Source organism: Pelagibacterium montanilacus (genome assembly GCF_003992665.1).
In the GTDB taxonomy this organism is placed as follows: Bacteria; Pseudomonadota; Alphaproteobacteria; order Rhizobiales; family Devosiaceae; genus Pelagibacterium; species Pelagibacterium montanilacus.
In genome coordinates, this window is sequence record NZ_RZMX01000051.1 from 127474 (window position 1) to 146796 (window position 19323).

The window sequence follows — 19323 nt, forward strand, 5'->3', positions numbered from 1 at the left end:
GCTCAGCCGGCCTCCTGCTCTCCTCGGGCCGCATTTTTCTCCAAGCTCGCCTCGGCAGCCCGCCTGATCTGGCCCGGCTTGGCCTCAAGGCAGAGCCGGGCGGCCATGTGGCCCAGCCCGCGCGCCGACCGCAGCCGGTATTCCACGAGCGCCAGCGCAAGGCCCCGGTTGGGGGCGGAGGCGGGGTCCTGACCCGCGAGCGCGCGGGCGAGAACGTCGTGGTCCTGCATGGCGCCCAGGGCATCGACCGCCTCGCGCACGGCGCGCTCATGGCGCTTGCCGTCATCGGGCCAGAACGGGCGCAGGAGCCGGACGGCCAGCCAATGGCGCTTGATGGCCTTGCGCAGTTCGTGGGCGGTCTCGGTGTCCCCGTGCCTGTCGAGCCGGGCGCGCGCCTTGCGGGCCCGCTTGTAGCCCCTGGACATGGATGTCGCGAGTTCTGCGGCATCGAGATCGGACCAATCGGCGTCGGCAAGGGCTCCGGCGGTGATATGGGCGTTGGCGAGCACCCCGTCGAGCGCGGCGCCGAGACCGGCCAGGGTTTCCTCGCGCCCCTTGTCCCGGCCCGCGACCAGAAGCTTGCGCAGGCCCGCAAGCGCGTCTGGCGCGAGCCCCTCGGCAAAGCTCGAGGAGACATCGTCGAGAGTTCGGGTAAGGGTCTGGGCGTCGCGATAGGGCGCGAGGGTGCGTCCGGCATCCCGGCAGCGGCGGTTTTCCTGGTCAAAGAGCTCGGGATCGATCTCGCGGACAAGGGCGAGCAGGGCCCGCAGGCGCTTGAGCTTCTTGCGGGCCTCATAGGCCCGCTCCTCGGGGCTGGCCCCGGTTTCGCCGAGAGCTTCGATCAACCGGGCGCACAGATTGCGCGCGACGGCCAGAAGGCGCGTTCCGGGTGCCTCGCCCGGGGCGAGGCGATAGGCCAGCTTTTCGTCCATGATGTGCGACTCGATCTCTCGAACTCAAACCTGAAGCTTATCGCGGACCATGGGCCGGCAACAGCGCCGATTCCCGGGCGCGTTGGCAACGGGTTGTCCGGTTGGCGCGTTGCCCGGTATCTTCGGATGGCATATTTCCCGGGAGCGACCCATGAGCCAGGCCCAGAGCCAACCCAAGCGCCCACTCAAGCGCCTGGCCCTTTTCGGGCTTCTCGTTGTCCTCGCCATGGCGGGAGGTCAGGCGATCGGCCAGGACGAGGAGGCCATGCCGCCCCTGCCCGAGCCGCGCCCCGCCGACCTTGCCGCGCCGGCCGCCGAAGATTCCGAGAGCCAGGAGCCCGGGAACCAGGACGCCGGGAGCGAGGAGGCGGAGGCCGAGAGCGCCCCCGAGGATGGCGACCGGATCGAAGGCGAGCGCGAGCGGGTCTACCAGGTTGCCTGTCCGGCGCTGATTTCGGGGCAGATCGAGGGCGAGGTGCTCGAGCCCATCGCCGAGGGCACATGCGGCATCTCCACCCCGATCCGGATCGGGGCGGTGATGATTGCGGGCCGCAGGGTGGAATTGACCGGGTCCCCGGTCATCTCCTGCGCAGTAGGGGAAACGCTGGCGCAATGGGCCGGTGAGGTGGACGCGTTCGCCCATGCGCGCACCGGAGCCCGTATCAGCGCCCTGCGGACCGGGCCGGGGTATCAGTGCCGGCTGCGCAACCGGGCGAGCACCGGGTTCGTTTCCGAGCACGGTCTGGGCAATGCGGTGGACATCACCGCGCTTGAGATGGACGATGGCAGCGCCATTTCGGTGCTCGACGACTGGGAGCGCGGCTCGGACGCCGATCCGGCGCGGGTGCTGGGCTTTGCCCATGACGCGGCGTGCGGACGGTTCACCACCGTTCTGGGCCCCGAGGCCAACGCGCTGCACGCGGACCATTTCCACTTCGACCTGGGATGCCACGGCCAGAGCTGCCGCGCGCAGATCTGCGAGTAGACGGCGCGGCGCCCCGCGTGTGATCATCGGCCAGCCCCCCGATGGAGCCTTCGATGACCGCGAACCATCCGCCGCCCGCCACGCGCCCGAGCTATTTCGATTCCCTTGCCGGAGAGGACGCGCGCGATCCGCTTCGCGCGGCGAGAGCCGAGCTCGATATGCTGGCGCTCATGCTTGAAGCCGACCGGCGCTGGGTGTGCACGAGCGCCGGCGATCGCGTCGCCGAGATCACGGACCTGACACGCCCGGACGCCGACAGCCTCGCCGCGCGGATCACGATGACCGGCACGTCCCTTGCGCTATCGGCACAGGTGGACGGGTCGGGCTGGATCGCGATCACGGCAAGGTTGGGCGATCGGGAGGTTTTCATCGGCTGGCTCGACCGGCCCTATGAGGAACGCGAGATCTGGCCGGCGGGAGGCCAAGTGGAGCGGCGCGCCGACACCGACCCGCCGGGGCGGGTCGGCAAACGTCTCAACTGGATCACACTCGATGCCGATTTCTGGCCCGGGATCGGCGCGCTGGCCGACGGCCACGGGTTCGTCGGCTTTCACGAGGAGACCAGCTACCGGACCAATCCCCCAATCGAAGTGGGCCAGCCCGGCTGACGCGGGCCGATGCCGGTCAAGCGACCTGGGCGACCGAATCGGTGACCGCGTAGGGCCAGCCGAAGCGGTTGGCGAGCAGGGTCTGGAGCGCGATGTCGTCCTGGGCGAGAAAGCCCCTGCCCGCAAGCCCGCCCGAGGCCAGCGTATCGAGGACCGTGCAGACGCCCGAGGCGGTGGTGAGCTGGATGGCGCTGCGCGCCCGGCTGCCCAGCCGGGCGCCATGGACGATGCGGGTGAACGCCTCGCTGGCAGCGCGCCCGTTCTTGTGGCCGGTCACCTCCACATGGATGACGACCTTGTCCAGCGTGCCCGAGGGCACGGCGTGACGCAGGATTTCGAGCGCCAGATCGCGGCGGGTGGCGAGCCCGAGATCGTTGAGCAGGAGTTTCATGACCGCGGCATGGCCGGGATAGCGCAGGGTGCGGTACGAGAGATTGCGCACCCGCCCAGCCAGGGCCTGGCAGGTGGACCCCAGCCCGCCCGAGGTGTTGAACGCCTCGTAGCGCACCCCGTCGATTTCCATCTCATCGAGCCCTTCGAGCGGGGCGACATCGTCCCGGTGCCGGCCCTCGACGATGGCTTCGCAGGGCTCGCAATATTCGTTGATGACCCCTTCGGGCGACCAGTTGAGCGCGTAGTTGAGCGCGTTGTCCGGCGCGACCGGCAGGGCGCCGACATGCATGCGCACGTCCTCGAGCGTGTCGAACCCGCGCGCCAGAGACAGCGCGGCGATCGAGACAAAGCCGGGCGCCAGCCCGCATTGGGGGACAAAGGCCGTCGAGGCGCCCTGAGCGATCTCCTTGACCGCGCGGGTGCTGCGCACGTCCTCGGTGAGATCGAGATAGTGCACCCCGGCCTCGCGCGCGGCCCGGGCGATGGCCTGGGTCAGAGAATAGGGCGCAGCCGAGATGACCGCGAACTGGCCTGCAAGAGCGTCGGCGAGAGCCTGGGTGTCCCCGGCATCGACCTGGCGCCGGGCCACATGGGGTTCGACATCAAGGGCGGCGAGCTGGCCCGCGTCGCGATCGAGCACGGTGACGGCGTAGTCCGAGCTCAGGGTCAGCATGTCGGCGATGGTCGCCCCGATGCGGCCTGCGCCGATGATGGTCACCTTCTTCATGCGTCGCTCCTTGCCGATGGCGGTTTTCGAACCAGTGGCGTAGGATGACAGGATACCAAGGCGGATTGCAGTCGTGATTCAATCGGTAACGCGGGGTCTTTCATGCAGATAAACGATAATTAACCTCACAATGACGAAAATTAACGCGGACCGAACACTTCTGGCGCTGTTGCGCGAAAACGCGCGGATGCCCGTGACCGATCTGGCGCGGCGCATGGGGGTGTCCCGGTCCACCGCCCAGAGCCGGCTCGAGAAGCTCGAGCGCAACGGCACGATCACGGGCTATGCGGTCAAGCTTTCAGGCGACTATCTCTCGGCGCAGCTGCGCGCGCACCTGATGGTGACCGTGTCCCCGAAGCATTCCGGCGCGGTGGTCAAGGCGCTGGAAAAGCTCCTCGAGGTACGCACCCTGCATTCGGTGAGCGGGAGTTTCGACATGATCGTGGTGGTCGAGGCCCCGTCGGTGGCCGAACTCGACACCGTGATCGATACGATCGGTGCGCTCGAGGGGGTCGAGCGCACCATGAGCTCGATCATTCTCTCGACCCGGATCGACCGATAAGGCGCCCGCGCGGGCGGCGCCTCACCGGAGCTCCAAGACTTTGATTTGTCAGCGGCCGAGCAGGCCGCGGCCGGCGAGGTTGGTCATCAGCCAGCCGATGCCGTGGGTCCAGGGCGGGCAGTTGGTCGACAGATCCACCGTGTTGGTGAGCGTGCCCAGCCCTTCGCTGGCGATCTCGACCACGTCGCCCACCTTGTGGGTGAAGCCCTGGCCCGGCGCGTCCCGGTCGTCGGTCGGGGCAAACAGAGTGCCCAAAAACAGCATGAAGCCGTCGGGATACTGGTGGTGGGCACCCACGGTCTGAGCCACGAGGTCCTCGGGGTCGCGGCTGATCTTGCTCATGGCCGAGTACCCTTCCATGGTGTAGCCCTCGGGGCCCTTGACCGAGAGGTGCAACTCGGCGCGCCGGACATCGTCCAGGCCGTAGCCCTGGTCGAACAGGCGCACGAAGGGGCCGATGGAGCACGAGGCGTTGTTGTCCTTGGCCTTGCCCAAAAGCAGGGCCGAACGGCCCTCTATGTCGCGCAGATTGACGTCATTGCCGAGCGTGGCGCCCACGATGCGGCCCGTGGAGGTGACCGCGAGCACGATCTCGGGCTCGGGGTTGTTCCATTTGGAAATCGGGTGCAGCCCGATCCGGGCGCCCCAGCCGACCGACGAGAGCACAGGGGATTTGGTGAAGACCTCGGCATCGGGGCCGATCCCGACCTCGAGATACTGGCTCCACATGCCCTCCTCGATCAGCGTCTGCTTGACCCTGGCGGCATCCTCGGACCCGGCGCGGATGTCGGCCAGATTGTCCCCGATCACGCTGGTGACCCGGGCGCGGATGGCTTCGGCCTTGGTGGGATCGCCCGCGGCCTTTTCCTCGATGACGCGCTCGAGCATGGACTGGGCGAAGGTCACCCCGCAGGCCTTGACCGCCTGAAGATCGCAAGGGGCCAGAAGGTGCACGCGCGAAAGATCGCCATCGCCGCCTTCTATTTCCTCGAGCCGGGCGAGAACCGGGCCCTGGGCGGCGCGCACATGGGCTGCCGGGTCTTCGAGCTCAAAAAGCGCGCTCAGGGTCGGGGCCTGGGCGCTGGTGATGTCGTGGAGCGCGCCGTCACGCAGAACGACGAGGCTGGGGCCCTGTGCGTCCGGGTTCCAGACCCGACCGACGAAAAGTCCGGAAGCGGATTCTTGTGGGGAAAGCGGGGCTGTCATGACCGTGGGAGTCCTTTTTGCGGGTTTGTGCCTTTTCCCGGGGGGAGCGGCGCGCTAACATTTTACCGAGCTTGGAAGCGAGCGGACCCTAACGTCACCGCGCGCGCGATGAAAGTCATTCGCGAGCGGGTCGGCCAGATTTTTGTGCCTGGCCGGGCCCGGGTCCGATGCTCGAGCGTGCCGCCTTTCCCGGTGCGGCCAGAAACGGTACAAGCGGGAAGGCGGCAAGATCAGTCGCATACACACGCCAACCTACCAGCAAAGCGCCAGGAGCACAGTGAGCACCTCCGACACCCCCAAGACCCCCGCCCGCCGGCTGCGCTCGCGCGCATGGTTCGACACGCCCGAAAATCCCGACATGACCGCACTCTATCTCGAGCGCTACATGAATTACGGGCTCTCGCGCGAAGAACTGCAATCTGGCAAGCCCATCATCGGGATCGCCCAGACGGGGTCGGACCTTTCCCCGTGCAACCGGCACCACCAGGTGCTCGCATCGCGCCTGCGCGACGGGATCCGGGAATCGGGGGGCATTCCGCTGGAATTTCCCGTCCACCCGATCCAGGAGACCGGCAAGCGGCCCACTGCGGGGCTCGACCGCAACCTTGCCTATCTGGGCCTTGTGGAAGTGCTCTACGGCTACCCGCTCGACGGGGTGGTGCTGACCATCGGCTGCGACAAGACAACCCCCGCCATGCTGATGGGCGCGGCAACCGTCAACATCCCCGCGATCGCGCTGTCGGTGGGCCCCATGCTCAATGGCTGGCACCGGGGCGAGCGCACCGGGTCGGGCACGATTGTCTGGAAAGCCCGCGAGATGATGGCGGCCGGCGAGATCGGCTATGAGGAATTCATCGAACTGGTGGCCTCCTCGGCACCCTCGCCCGGCTATTGCAACACCATGGGCACCGCCACGACCATGAACTCGCTGGCCGAAGCGCTGGGCATGCAGCTTCCCGGATCGGCGGCGATACCCGCGCCCTATCGCGACCGCTCGGAAATGGCCTGGCGGACCGGCAAGCGCATCGTCGCCATGGTGGAAGAGGACCTCAAGCCCTCAGACGTCATGACGCGGGACGCGTTCCACAACGCCATCGTGGTCAATTCCGCGATCGGGGGCTCGACCAACGCGCCGATCCATATCGGGGCGATTGCCCGGCACATGGGCGTGGAGCTGCCGCTGACCGACTGGCAGAGCGTGGGCCATGACGTGCCGCTTCTGGTCAATCTCCAGCCGGCGGGCGAATATCTGGGCGAAGATTACTACCGGGCCGGCGGCGTGCCGGCGGTGGTAAGCGAATTGATCGGCCAGGGGCTGATCCGCGAGACCGCCATGACGGTCAACGGCAAGACGATCGGGGACAATTGCCGCGACGTCAAAATCGCCAATACCGACGTGATCCGCCCGTTCGATACCCCGCTGCGCACCCGGGCCGGGTTCCTCGTGCTCAAGGGCAATCTGTTTGACAGCGCGATCATGAAGACCTCGGTGATTTCCGAAGAATTCCGCAAGCGCTATCTGTCGAACCCGAACGATCCGGAAGCCTTCGAGGGCCGGGCCATCGTTTTCGACGGGCCCGAGGACTATCACGATCGGATCGACGATCCCGCGCTGGAGATCGACGAGCACTGCCTTTTGTTCATGCGCGGGGCCGGCCCCATCGGCTATCCGGGCGCGGCCGAAGTGGTCAACATGCGCCCGCCCGCCTACCTGATCAAGAAGGGCATCCATTCGCTCGCCTGCATCGGGGACGGTCGGCAGTCGGGGACCTCGGGCTCGCCCTCGATCCTCAACGCCTCGCCCGAAGCGGCGGCCGGCGGCGGGCTGGCCATTCTCCAGACCGGGGACCGGGTGCGGATCGATTTGAGAAAAGGCGAGGCCGATATCCTGATCGATGCGGACGAGCTCGCCCGGCGCCATGCGGCGCTCGCCGAGGCGGGCGGCTACCCCTTCCCCGCGCACCAGACCCCCTGGCAGGAAATCCAGCGGGCCAATGTCGACCAGCTCGGGGACGGCGCGGTGCTGCGCCCGGCGGTCGCCTATCAGCGGATCGCCCAGACCCGCGGGCTGCCGCGCGACAACCACTGAGGTTTAATGCCCTCGTCCGGGGCGCGCCCACCGCGCCCCGGCTCATCGCCTTGCCGGACCGAAACGTTCGCGCAGCCGCGCCAGATGGCTGCGTGAGACCGGCAGGCGCACCCCGGTGTCCAGCACCAGCACGGGACGCCCGTTTTCCTTTTCGATTCCCCGGACCGCGGCTGCGGCCACCCAATGGCTGCGGTGGATCTGATAGCCTTCGACGCCTCTTGTTTCGGCGATGGCGTCGGCAAGGCGCATCAGGACCATCGCCCTGCCCCGGCGGGTATGGATGTCCACATAATGGTCGGCCATCGACATGTGCGTCAGCGGTCCGCGGATATCGGGCGGCAGGCGCTCGAGGATAGGCGCGGCCTCTGGCGCGGGCGTCGCGGCGGGAGCGCCGCCGCCCAGCCTTGGAACGATGATCGTCTCGACCAGCGTGATCAGCAGCAGTGAAATGGCGTAACAATAGACGAACAGGATCCAGGCATCGGGGCCCAGGAACCGGTGATCGGGGAAAAAGGACGCGCTGGCTGCCAGGACGGCGAGGGTAACGGGCAGGGCAGCGCCGAGCGCCTTGAGCCCGACCCGCACCCAGCGCTGCAGATCCCGCCCCTCCAGCAGCGCCTCGACCAGCGCGGCGCCGAAGGTCCCCGCGCCGTAGCTCGCAAAGGCGATGACCAGCCAATAGGCGAGGCGCGGCACCAGAGCGAGCTGGTCATAGGTGCCGAACGGGCCGACCAGCCCCAGGGCGATCCCCACCAGCGCCATGGCCGCTAGGATCGGCGGGCTGACAAAGACCGCGTGCACTTCACGAAGCGCCAGTTGCAATGGCGTACCGCTCACGAAATGGTCCCCTCAATTGACGCAAGTCAGCTTGCCGTCAGTCGCTCGCCGCGTCCAGCCTCGGTGCGCATCCCCGGATCGAGGACAGACCGCACCGCCATGGACATCGCCCCGCTCACCCATTCAAGCCTTGCCATCCAGATTCATGCTACCGCCGCGGTGCTGGCCATCGTTTTGGGCACCGTCCTGATGGTGATGGAAAAGGGCACCGGCTCCCACAGGGCACTGGGCCGGTTCTGGGTGGGGCTGATGGCGGTGACCGCGCTGTCGTCCTTTGCGATCACCGAGGTCAGGATGTTCGGGCCCTATAGCTGGATCCACGGGCTTTCGCTCCTGACGCTGGTCTTTATCGCGCGCGGGGTGAGGGCGATCCGGCGCGGGCGGGTGGCCGAGCACCGCTCGACCATGATCTCGCTTTACGTCTTTGCGCTGTTGCTGACCGGCGGGTTCACGCTTTTGCCGGGCCGGCGCATGCACGCGGTGCTGTTTGCCGATGGCGGGACCAGTGCCGGGATCGCCGGAGCCATCGCCCTTGCCTTCATCGGCGTTCTCCTCGCCATGCGCGGCGCGAGAGCACAGAGCCTTGCCCGCAGGCGCAGGGGGTAAGCGGCGCCGGAGCTCTCGCGCGGGCCATGATTTCTCCCCAGAGCGGGTTTTCTTACTTGGAGGCGATTCCGCTGCCGGGTATGGTTAACTGATTCGGCCATCTCCCTCCGGGAGGGCCGTTACGGGCAGATTTTCTTGATCGCGTTTCAAAAAAGGGCTTGGGGTATGCGGCCGGCTTCAGTCCGGAAACTGACGGGATTGCTGATGCTCGCGACCGCTCCGGTCGCAGTGGCCACACCCGCACTTGCCGCCCCCATCACGAGTGCCGCCATGACCAGCCTTGCTCCCTACGCGGTCGCGTTGGGCGCGGGGGGCTTTGGCGTGGCCGCGACGCTGCTCGCCTTCAGATGGCGCCGCCGCGCGGAGTTGGCCGAACAGCGTTCGGCAGGCCGGCTCGGCGCCATGCGCGCGGCGCTCGACGATTTCGAGACCCTGTTGTCGGGCATGCCAGAGGTGACGGTGGTCTGGAAGGATGCCGGGATCGAGCCCTCTGTTCTCGGGCCCATCACCTCGCTGTTGCCCGGCCATTCGCGCCCTGAATCGGTGCTCGATTTCAGGAGCTGGCTCGAGGAGGGCCCGGCGCGGGACCTCGCCGAGCGGCTGACCGACCTGCGGATCGAGGGGCGGGTGTTCGAGATTTCGCTGCCCACCCGCGACGGACGCGTGGTGCGCGCGGCGGGGCGCCTCGTGGGAGGTGCCGCCGTTCTGCGCCTGAGCGTTGCCGGAACCGTCGTGCCGCCGCTTTCGGGCGACCAGCTCAAGCGCATCCCGGCGCTGGCCGAAGCCCAGGCGGTGCTCTCGAGCCTGACCATCCCGGCATGGCTGCGCGACGCCGAGGGGGTGCTGGTCTACGCCAACGCGGCCTATCTGCACTTCACCCGCACCCTGGGGCTCCAGGGCGAGCGCGGGGTGGCCCCCGACATCTTCGCGCTCTCGCGGCGCGAGGCTCAGGCCAAGGCGCTCGAAGATGCCGGGGACACCATAGCGCTCACCGAAACCCACCCCCAGGCGGGCACGCTCGATATCGTGCTGTTCCCGCTTTCGGGCGGCAGCGCGGGCTACTGCTACCCGCCGCTCGTGCGCCCCGCCGCCGAACGGCCCGAGCCCACCGAGCCCGATCTGGGGCATCTGACCACGGTGATCGACGCGCTGGCCACCCCGATCGCGGTGTTCGACAAAGGACGGCGACTGACCCATTACAACCGCGCCTATGCCGATTTCTGGGGGCTGGACGGCGCGTGGCTCGAGACCGGCCCGGACGAGCGCTCGATCCTTGATCGCCTGCGCACCCAGGGCCAGCTCCCGAGCGAAGCCGATTATCGCGACTGGCGTGCCAAGCACCTGTTGAGCTATGCGCTCACCAGCCCGCGCGAGACGGCCTGGTACCTGCCCGACGGGCGCTGCGCCAATGTGATCGCGGCGCCTGCGACCGGAACGGGCGGGGTGATCTACGTCTTTGAGGACATGACCGAGCGCCTGGCGCTCGAAACCCGGCACAACGCGCTCATTCACGTGCAGCGCGAAACGCTCAATGCGCTTTCGGAAGGCGTCGCGGTGTTCGGCACCAATGGCCGGCTCAAGCTGCACAATCCCCGGCTGACCATGCTCTGGAAGCTGCCCATGAACCAGCTGGGCAGCACCCCCCATATCGACGACATCGCCCGGGCCTGCGGCAAGGAATTCCCCGAGGACGGGCAGCGGATCTGGAGCGAGCTCAAGCAGCGGATCGTCGATCTCAACCCCAACCGGGGCGACACCACGGGACGGATCTCGCGCGCGGACGGGCGACTTCTGGACTACGCGATCGTGCGCCTGCCCGACGGGCAGACCATGATGACGTTCGTCGACATCACCGAAAGCGCCAGCTATGAGCGCGTGCTCAAGGAGCGCAACGAGGCGCTGATCGCGGCCGACAAGCTCAAGGACACCTTCGTCCAGAACGTGTCCTACGAACTGCGTTCGCCCCTGACCAACATCATCGGGTTCGCCGACCTGCTGTCTTCCGAGGAAGTGGGCCCGCTCAACGAGCGCCAGCGCGCCTATACCGACTACATCCGCGCATCGAGCGCCAATCTGGGGCTGCTGATCGATAACATTCTCGATCTGGCCACCGTGGATGCGGGCATCGCCCAGCTCAACACCGCCGAGCTCGACATTCCTGCCCTGATCGAGAAGGCCCGCGCAGGGGTCGCCGCGACGCTTTCGGGGCCAGAGGACGCGGTCGACGTGGTGGTCGAGATCGAGGACGACCTGCCGGTTTTCGTGGCTGACGGCACGCGGATCGTCCAGGTGCTCTACAATCTGCTCTCGAACGCGGCGCGCTATTCGGACCCGGGGTCCAAGGTGCGCCTTACGGTCTCGGCGCGCGGGGAGCGGGTCGTCTTCACCGTCGAGGACGAGGGCGCGGGCATTCCCGAGGACATGCGCGGAGCCGTGTTCCAGCGCTTCGAAGGCCAGACGGTGGAAGGCCGGCAGCGTGGGGCCGGGCTCGGGCTGGCCATCGTCAAGACCTTCGTCAACCTGCACGGGGGCACCGTGCGGATCGAGAGCCGGGAGCCGCGCGGCACCCGCGTGACCGTGATCCTGCCCGCCGATTCTCGGGCGGCCTACAACGCCGGCGAGTAGGCCATGGGGACCGGCGAACCGGACCTCGTTGTGATCGCTGCGCGCGAGGCGGACACCGGGGCGATCGCGCTGGCGCTGGCGCCGCTGCTCACCGCCGGCGAGACCATCGCGCTGGTGGGCGGGCTGGGGGCCGGCAAATCGGCCCTGGCCCGCGCGCTGATCCGGGCGCGGCTGGGCGATCCCGACCATGAAGTGCCCTCCCCCACCTTTTCGCTGGTCCAGCCCCACGGGGCGATCGTCCATGCCGATCTCTACAGGCTCGCGGACCCCGACGAGATCGGGGAGCTGGGACTGTTCGAGGACGAGGAGGCGATCGTGATCGTGGAATGGCCCGAACGCGCGCCGGAGGTTCTGACCCGCGAGGGGCTGACCATTTCGATCGCGATCCTCTCACCCGGCGAGGCGCGCCAGATTTCGATCCGGGCGCGCGGGGCGCGCGAGATGGGCGCCATCGCCGAGGCCCTGGCGCCGTTCTGCGCCCCGGCGGCACGATGAGCGGGCCCGATTGCCTACCCGCAGGGGCGATGCTGCTGGCGGCGGGATTGGGCACGCGGATGGGGGCGCTGACCGCCGGGCGGCCCAAGCCGCTGATCGAAATCGCGGGCATCGCGCTGATCGACCGGGTGGTCGCGGCGCTGGCCGGAGAGGGATGCACGCGGTTCGTGGTCAATGCCCACCACCACGCAGACCAGATGGCCGCCCATGTTTCCGGCCTGGCGGGCGCCCAGGGCGATCTGTCCTTTGCGCTGAGCCCGGAGGCCGAGCGGCTCGAGACCGGGGGCGGGCTGCGCAACGCACTGGCGCTGGTGCCCGGCGATCCGGTGCTGGTGGCCAACACCGACAGCTTCTGGCTGGCCGGCAGCGACACCCCGCTGGCGCGGATGGCCGCGCGCTACGGGCAAGGCGATGCGGACATCGTGCTGTTGTGCACGGCCCCGAGGCGCGCACGCGGGCTGTCCGGGGACCCGGACTTTCACCTTTTGCCCGATGGCGGGCTGGTGGACACGGGAGCCGGGCAGCCGGTCCATTACGCAGGGGTTGCACTTGTCGACCGGGCCCTCGCGGCCAGCGGACCGGAGGGGCCGTTCTCGCTCTATCGGCACTTTGTTGCCGCGCGGGAGGCGGGCCGGCTCAAGGGCGTGCTGATCGAGGCGCCCTGGTACCATGTGGGCGACGCGGGAGGGCTGGCGCAGGCCGAGACCGCATTGGGGGATGACCGATGAGCGGGCCGAAGCGGATCTACACCATCGCGCCCCATGCACGGTTTGCCCGGACGCTGGCCACCGCGCTTCTGGACGGACGGCTATTGCCGGACTGGCCGCGCGAGGGGCCGTTCTGGCTGGCGGACGTGACCCTTTACCTGCCCACCCAGCGCTCCCGCGAAGCGGTGGCCCAGGCGCTGATCGGGGCGATGGGCGCCGACCCGCTGCTTTTGCCGGACCTGCGGGCGCTGGGGGGCGAGGATCCTCTCGCCGAGCCCTTCGTGCCCCCCTATGACGCGGTGGCCCTGCCCCCGCCGCTGGGACGGATGCGCCGGCTGATGCTGCTTGCCCAGCTCACCGAACGCTGGCTGGCCGCCCAGCAGGGCACGCCGTTTTCCGCGCCGGGGGCCGGGGGACACACCGGGGCGCCCCATGCGGGGGAAGTGCTGGCGCTGGCGCGCTCGCTGGGCACGCTGATCGACGATTTTCTCGTGGCGCGGCGGGACGGGTTTACCCTGGCTGCGATCGAGGACGCCCAGCTCGCCGCCCAGCAGCAGGAAAGCCTGAGCTTTGTGACCTTCGTTCTCGAGAACTGGCCTGCCGTGCTCGAGGCCGAGGGGGCGATCGAGGCGGCCGAGCGCACCAATCTGATGCTGGACCGGCAGGCCGAGGCGCTGGCGGCGATTCACGGCGACAAGCCCGTGATCGTGGCCGGCTCGACCGGTTCGATGCCGGCCACCGCCGGGCTGATGGCGGCGGTGGCGCGGCTGGCGCGCGGGGCGATCGTGGTGCCCGGGCTCGATACGCAGCTTGACGGGCAGGCCCACCAGGCGCTGCTCGAGGAGCGCAACGCGCCCCATGGCCATCCGCAATACGGCCTTGCGCGCCTGATGCGGCGGCTGGGCACGCCCCCCGCCACGGTCATCGAGCTCGCCAGGGGCGAGGACACGCGCACGCGGGTGCTGAACGGGGCGCTGGCGCTGGCCGAGGATACGGCGCGCTGGCGCGCGGTGCGGGCGGAGATCGGGCCCGAGGCCATGGGCGCGGCGGTGGCGCAGATGAGCATTTTAGGCGCGCGCACGCCCGACCTCGAAGCCCGGGCGATCGCCTTGGCGGTGCGGGCCCGGCTGGCCGCAGGCGGAGACGCCGCGGTAATCGCCCCCGACCAGACGCTGGCCCGGCGCATCGCCGCAGAACTCGACCGCTTCGGGATCGAGACCGACGACGCTGCGGGCACGCCGCTGGCGCGGTCCGAAGCGGGACGGCTGGTGCGCCAGATCGTGACGCTGGTCACGGGCGGATATGGCGCGGTGGACCTCGTGGCGCTGTTGCGCAACCGCCATGTGCGGCTGGGGCTGGGCCGAAGCGCGGTGGCCAGCGCCACGCTGGCGCTGGATCTGGGCGTGTTGCGCGGCCAACGGCCCGCGCCCGGGCTCGAGGGGCTGAGGGGCGGGCTCAAGGCCAATCTCGATCGCACCACGTCGCGTCCGGCCAGACGGCTGGACGCGGGCGAAGCCGAGGTTGTGAGCGTGCTGCTCGCGCGGCTTGAGGACGCGCTGGCGCCGCTCTCGCGTCTTCTCGAAGGCGGGCGGTTCACCGTTTCCGCGCTGGCCGAGGCGCTGGGAGCAACGCTGGGGGCGGTGCGGGCGGCGCCGGGCACGGAGCGGGTGGGGACCATGGAGGGGCAGGCCGAGATGTCCCGCTGGTTCGAAACCTGCACCGGGCTGGGCGCCCGGGGGCCGCTTCTCGACGCGTTCACCCTGCCCCAGGCGCTCGAAGGGCTTCTGGCCAATGAAAGCGTGCGTCCGCGCCGGCCCAGTGGCGCCCGGGCGGCGATCTATGGCCGGCTCGAAGCGCGGCTGATTTCTGCGGATCTCACGATCCTTGCCGGGCTCGTCGAGGGCGCCTGGCCCGAGGCCGCGGACCCCGGGCCCTGGCTGAGCCGGGGCATGCGCATGGCCGCAGGGCTCGAGCCGCCCGAGCGCCAGCACGGTCTGGCCGCGCACGACTTTCTAATGGCGGCGGGACAGGGCGAGGTGATCCTGTCCTATGCCGAGCGGGCCGGAACCGGGCCTGCCGTGCCCTCCCGCCTGCTCCAGAGGCTGGAAGCGTTTCTGGGGTCCGAGGTCACCGCGCCGATGCGCGCGCGGGGGCGGCGCTGGGTGGAGGCGGCGGCAGGGCTCGACGCTGCCGATGGGCCGACCAGACCAGCCACGCGCCCCGCGCCAAGGCCGCCGGCCCATATGCGCCCGCGGCGCCTTTCGGTGACCGAGGCGGAAACGCTGCTGCGCTCACCCTATGATCTTTATGCCCGGCATGTGCTGCGGCTTTCGCCGATCCCGGCGCTGGGGGCCGATCCCGATGCGGCCGAGCGGGGGACGATCATCCACGCGATTTTCGGGGACTTCATCATCGGTGGCGGCGATCCGCTGGCGCCCGATGCCCACCAAGAGCTCATGGAGATCGCCGCCGGGAAATTCGCCGGGCTCGAGGCGATCCCCGAGCGCCGGGACATCTGGCTGCGCCGTTTCGAGCACGCGGCGCGCGGGTTCCTGGCCTTCGAGCACGGGCGCGCCGAAACGGTGCTGGCCCGCCATGCCGAGCGCAGGGGCGAGGCGAGTTTTACCCTCGGCGCGGGAGAGATCACGCTTTCGGGGCGAGCCGACCGGATCGATACGCTCACGGGCGGGACGATCGAGATCATCGACTTCAAGACCGGCGGGCTGCCCGCCCCTGGCGACATGAAGGGGTTTTTCGCCCCCCAGATGCCGCTCGAGGCGCGCATGGCGGCGGCGGGCGGCTTCGGGCCGGAGCTGGCGGCGCCGGCCACCGCGCTCACCTATGTCAAGATCGCAAACGGGCCGCAGGCTTTCACCCCCACCCCCTATCGTGCGGCGGACGGGATGGCGCTGGGCGAGGCTGTGGACGAGACCTTCCGGCGCTTTTCGGCCCATGCGGCCGCCCTGCTTTTGAGCGACGAGCACCCCATGGCCGCGCAGGTCTTTCCCCGGCCGGGCCAGCGCTTCAAGGGCGATTACGAACATCTTGCACGCACCGCCGAATGGGCGGTGGCCGACCCCGAGGACGACCCTTCATGAGCGCGGGCCGCACGGACAGGCGCGAGGTGAAGGTGCCCGACGATCTGCGCGCCACCCAGGCCGCCGTGAGCGCGCCCGAAAATTCGGCGTGGGTGTCGGCCAATGCGGGGTCGGGCAAGACCTTCGTTCTGACGCGGCGGGTGCTGCGGCTGCTGCTCTCGGGCGTGCGGCCCGAATCGATCCTGTGCCTGACCTACACCAAGGCGGCGGCGGCCGAGATGCGCCAGCGGGTGGGCGCGGAGCTGGCGCGCTGGGCGCTGGCCGAGGACGGGGACCTTGCCAGTATCCTTGCGGAAACGACGGGCCGGCCCGCGCAGCCCGAGGACATCGTGCGCGCCCGCACGCTTTTCGCCCATGCGCTGGAGACGCCCGGCGGGCTCAAGATCCAGACCATCCACGCCTTTTGCGAGGCGGTGCTGCAGCGCTTTCCCTATGAGGCGGGGGTGCCTGTCGATTTCTCGGTGATCGAGGAGGACGAGCGCGAGCGGCTGATGCGCGAGGCCCGCGAAACGGTTCTGGCCGAGGGGCTTAGGGGCGATGCGGCCTCGCGCACGGCGGTGAGCTATCTCTTCACCCATTTCTCGGACGCCCAGATCGAGACCGCGATCGCCCAGGGGCTGGCCGGCGGCCGGGCGCTGGACGCGGCGCTGGCCGACCCCGGGCGCGCGATGGCGAGCCTGCGGGGGTTCCTGGGGCTGGGCGCGGGCGAGACCGAAGAGACGATCCGGGCGGGAATCGTCGGGGACATGCTGGTGCCGGTCAGCGACTATCCGGCGATCCTTTCGATCTGCCCGCCCGATCCGGACAAGACCCGGTTCGAGGACAAGATCGCGCGGATCGACCCCGAAGCGCCCGATCCCGACGCGGTGCTGGCCGCCTATCTGACCGACAAGGGGCAGGTGCCCAAGGCCTTCCCCAAAAAGGCGTTCGGGGCCGCGGACCCCGCGCTTGCCGACCGGCTGGCGCGCGAGGCCGACCGGCTGGCCGGGCTTGTCGACAGGCTCAAAGCGGCGGGGATCGCCGAGCGCAGCGGTGCGCTGCTCGTGGTGCTGGGGGCGATCCTCCAGCGTTTCGAGACGGCAAAGCGCGCCCGCTCACTGCTCGATTTCGACGACCTGATCGCGCGGACCAACGGGCTCTTTGGCAACCGGGATGTGCGCGACTGGGTGCGCTACAAGCTTGATGCGGGGATCGACCACATCCTTGTCGATGAAAGCCAGGACACCAACCGCGCCCAGTGGCAGGTGATCGATACGCTGGCCGAGGATTTCTATGCCGGGGACGGGGTGGCCCGACGGCCCCGGACGCTGTTTGCGGTGGGCGACCCCAAGCAGTCGATCTATTCCTTCCAGGGCGCGGAGCCCGAATTGTTCATCGACAAGGGCCGCCACTACGCCGCGGCGGCGCGCAATGCGGGGGCCCGGTTCGAGCAGCGGGCGCTCAAAGCCAGCTTCCGCACGCTCGGGGGACTGCTCGGTGCGGTCGATGCGGTGGCCGCCCGCCCCGACATCGCCGCGGGGCTTCTGGCCGGGGGCGAGCCGATCACCCATGTCAGCGCGCGCACCGAGGAGGGCGGGGCGGTCGAGATCTGGCCGCTCACGCAGGATCCCGCAGCGCCGGCACCGGGGGAGGACTGGCCTGTCCTGCCGCCCGAAGCGCTCGAAAGCGCACCAAGGCGGCTGGCCCGGAAGATCGTGGGGCAGATCGCGCGCTGGCTGGAGAGCGGGACACCGCTGGCCGGGCGGGGCCGGGCGATTCGGGCCGAAGACATCCTGATTCTGGTCCAGACGCGCAACAAGGCGTTCGTGGAGATCGTGGCGGCGCTGCGCCGGGCGGGGATCGCGAGCCCTGGAGCCGACAAGCTGCCGGTTTCCGCCCATATCGTTGTCGACGATCTTCTGGGGCTGGCCGATGCGCTGGCCAACCCCACCGATGACCTGATGGTCGCCGCGGTGCTGCGCTCGCCGTTTTTCGACCTCTCCGAAGACGAATTGTATGCCGTGGCTGCCGGGCGGGCCGACGGGCGCTCGGTGTTCTCGGCGCTGGCCGAGGCCGAGAGCGCTGCGGCGCGGCGCGCTCATGAACGGCTGGACGCGCTGCGCCGGACGCTGGATATCGACCGGCCTTACGGGTTCTTTGCCCATTTGCTCTACGCACAAGGGGGGCTCAAAGCCCTGCGCCAGCGGCTGGGGGCCGAGGTCGACGAGATCGTGGCCGAATTTCTCGAGCTGGCTCTGGCGCACGAGACGTCCGACCAGCCCTCGCTGACCGGGTTCGTGGCGCGCATGCGCACCCTGTCGGTGACCGTCAAGCGCGACCTGGCCGAGCGCTCGGCCGGGGTGCGGGTGATGACCGTGCATGGAGCCAAGGGGCTGGAATCGCCCATCGTGATCCTCGCCGATGCCGCGGGAGTCCCCCCATCGGTCAAGCGCCAGGTGTTTTTCGAGGCGCCCGGGCGGGGGGCGCCGTTCATGCTTTATTGCGGGGGAGACAAGGACCGGCATTCGACCGCATCGGCGCCCCTGCGCGAACGCGAAGCCGAGCGCCAGCAGGCCGAATACTGGCGCAACCTTTATGTGGGAATGACCCGTGCCGAGGATCTGCTGATCGTGGCCGGGCACACCACGCGCGGGGCGGACAAGAGCTGGCACAGCGCGATCAGCGCGGCGCTGGCCCCCACGGCGAGGCCGGAAACGCGGGGCGAGGAGACGGTGCTGGTCCACGGGTCCCTGCCCCATAGCCCGATCGCGGCCGATGGGACGGCGATGGACGTTGAGCCGGTAGAGCACGCGCATGCCGAGCCCGCCCCCATGGCGATTGCGCCGGCACCCGAGCTGCTGGCGCCCTCGCGCTATGACACGGACACCGGCGATGGGGGGCTGGCCCGGGCCGGGGAGAGCCTCGTTGACGCCGAGACCGCACGGGTGCGCGGGATCGCCCTCCATGCGCTGCTCGAGCATCTGGCCAAGACCCCCGAGGCGCTGCGCGAGGGGCTGGCCCATGACGCGGCGCTCCAGTTCCTGCCCGAGCACACCGAACTCGCCGCGCCGCTGGCCCGCGAAGCGCTGGCGGTGCTCGCGGCGCCGTCACTGGCCCCGGTCTTCGGCCCTTCGAGCCGGGCGGAGGTGGCCTTTTCGCTCAAGGGCATGAGGGGCGAGCGGGCGATCGTGCTATCTGGGCGCTTCGACAGGATCGTCGTTGACCAGCACGGCGTTCTGGTGGTCGATTTCAAGTCCGATGCGGTCCCGCCCGCGACCCAGGAGGCGATGCCGCAGGGCTACCGCGCGCAGATGGCGCTCTATTTCAAGGCGGCGCAGCGGCTCTTTCCCGATCGGGCAGTGCGGGTGGCGATCGTGTGGACGGCGACGGGAGCGATGAGCGAAATGGATACCCGAGAGCTCACCGCTCTGGCCGCCGACATCGCGCTGGCGTGAGGGGGAGCAGGCTTGAACT

Annotated in this window: 14 protein-coding genes; 10 read left to right on the forward strand and 4 right to left on the reverse strand. The window is 69.3% G+C overall.

The window, feature by feature from the left end; genetic code table 11:
• Positions 1-2 precede the first annotated feature (2 nt).
• Entirely contained in the window at positions 3-932 is a 930-nt protein-coding gene (locus EO136_RS14155) for a CHAD domain-containing protein (protein ID WP_127145045.1), read from the reverse strand.
• 151 nt (positions 933-1083) lie between these two features.
• Here EO136_RS14155 and EO136_RS14160 point away from each other — a divergent pair, with 151 nt between their 5' ends.
• Together EO136_RS14160 and EO136_RS14165 are read left to right on the forward strand one after the other, a co-directional pair.
• A complete protein-coding gene (locus EO136_RS14160; RefSeq protein WP_127145046.1) occupies positions 1084-1917 on the forward strand; it encodes an extensin-like domain-containing protein in 834 nt (277 codons plus the stop codon).
• Positions 1918-1970: 53 nt separating this feature from the next.
• Positions 1971-2525 carry a hypothetical protein gene (locus EO136_RS14165; RefSeq protein WP_127145047.1) on the forward strand — a complete coding sequence of 185 codons (555 nt, stop codon included), beginning with the start codon at positions 1971-1973 and terminating at the stop codon, positions 2523-2525.
• A gap of 16 nt (positions 2526-2541) precedes the next feature.
• Here the strand turns inward: EO136_RS14165 and EO136_RS14170 are convergent, their stop codons facing one another.
• Positions 2542-3645, reverse strand: a complete 1104-nt coding sequence (locus EO136_RS14170) for a saccharopine dehydrogenase family protein (RefSeq protein ID WP_127145048.1) — start codon at positions 3643-3645, stop codon at positions 2542-2544.
• 130 nt (positions 3646-3775) lie between these two features.
• On the opposite strand from EO136_RS14170, the gene EO136_RS14175 reads away from it, so the two are divergent.
• The gene (locus EO136_RS14175) at positions 3776-4207 is read left to right on the forward strand and encodes an Lrp/AsnC family transcriptional regulator (RefSeq protein WP_127145049.1); all 432 of its coding nucleotides are present in this window, start codon (positions 3776-3778) and stop codon (positions 4205-4207) included.
• 48 nt (positions 4208-4255) lie between these two features.
• On the opposite strand, the gene EO136_RS14180 is transcribed toward EO136_RS14175, so the two are convergent.
• Complete coding sequence (locus tag EO136_RS14180) at positions 4256-5413, reverse strand: fumarylacetoacetate hydrolase family protein (RefSeq protein WP_127145050.1); 1158 nt, start codon at positions 5411-5413, stop codon at positions 4256-4258.
• A gap of 277 nt (positions 5414-5690) precedes the next feature.
• On the opposite strand from EO136_RS14180, the gene EO136_RS14185 reads away from it, so the two are divergent.
• On the forward strand, positions 5691-7502 hold the full coding sequence (locus EO136_RS14185) for an IlvD/Edd family dehydratase (protein ID WP_127145051.1): 1812 nt from the start codon (positions 5691-5693) through the stop codon (positions 7500-7502).
• A 42-nt stretch (positions 7503-7544) separates the two neighbouring features.
• Here the strand turns inward: EO136_RS14185 and EO136_RS14190 are convergent, their stop codons facing one another.
• Complete coding sequence (locus EO136_RS14190; RefSeq protein WP_127145052.1) at positions 7545-8339, reverse strand: LytTR family DNA-binding domain-containing protein; 795 nt, start codon at positions 8337-8339, stop codon at positions 7545-7547.
• 99 nt (positions 8340-8438) lie between these two features.
• Here EO136_RS14190 and EO136_RS14195 point away from each other — a divergent pair, with 99 nt between their 5' ends.
• The 6 genes from EO136_RS14195 to addA all read left to right on the forward strand — a co-directional run bounded on the left by EO136_RS14195 (position 8439) and on the right by addA (position 19304).
• Positions 8439-8945, forward strand: a complete 507-nt coding sequence (locus EO136_RS14195) for a DUF2306 domain-containing protein (RefSeq protein ID WP_127145053.1) — start codon at positions 8439-8441, stop codon at positions 8943-8945.
• A gap of 204 nt (positions 8946-9149) precedes the next feature.
• On the forward strand, positions 9150-11570 hold the full coding sequence (locus EO136_RS14200) for a sensor histidine kinase (RefSeq protein ID WP_164730614.1): 2421 nt from the start codon (positions 9150-9152) through the stop codon (positions 11568-11570).
• A gap of 3 nt (positions 11571-11573) precedes the next feature.
• Positions 11574-12065 carry a tRNA (adenosine(37)-N6)-threonylcarbamoyltransferase complex ATPase subunit type 1 TsaE gene (tsaE, locus tag EO136_RS14205; protein WP_127145055.1) on the forward strand — a complete coding sequence of 164 codons (492 nt, stop codon included), beginning with the start codon at positions 11574-11576 and terminating at the stop codon, positions 12063-12065.
• On the forward strand, positions 12062-12793 hold the full coding sequence (locus tag EO136_RS14210; protein ID WP_164730615.1) for a nucleotidyltransferase family protein: 732 nt from the start codon (positions 12062-12064) through the stop codon (positions 12791-12793). Before tsaE ends, EO136_RS14210 begins: the two co-directional genes overlap by 4 nt.
• Positions 12790-15870: a double-strand break repair protein AddB gene (gene addB / locus EO136_RS14215; protein WP_127145057.1), complete on the forward strand. Its 3081-nt coding sequence runs from the start codon at positions 12790-12792 to the stop codon at positions 15868-15870. Before EO136_RS14210 ends, addB begins: the two co-directional genes overlap by 4 nt.
• On the forward strand, positions 15867-19304 hold the full coding sequence (gene addA / locus EO136_RS14220; RefSeq protein ID WP_164730616.1) for a double-strand break repair helicase AddA: 3438 nt from the start codon (positions 15867-15869) through the stop codon (positions 19302-19304). The genes addB and addA overlap by 4 nt, the downstream gene beginning before the upstream one ends.
• Positions 19305-19323 lie beyond the last annotated feature (19 nt).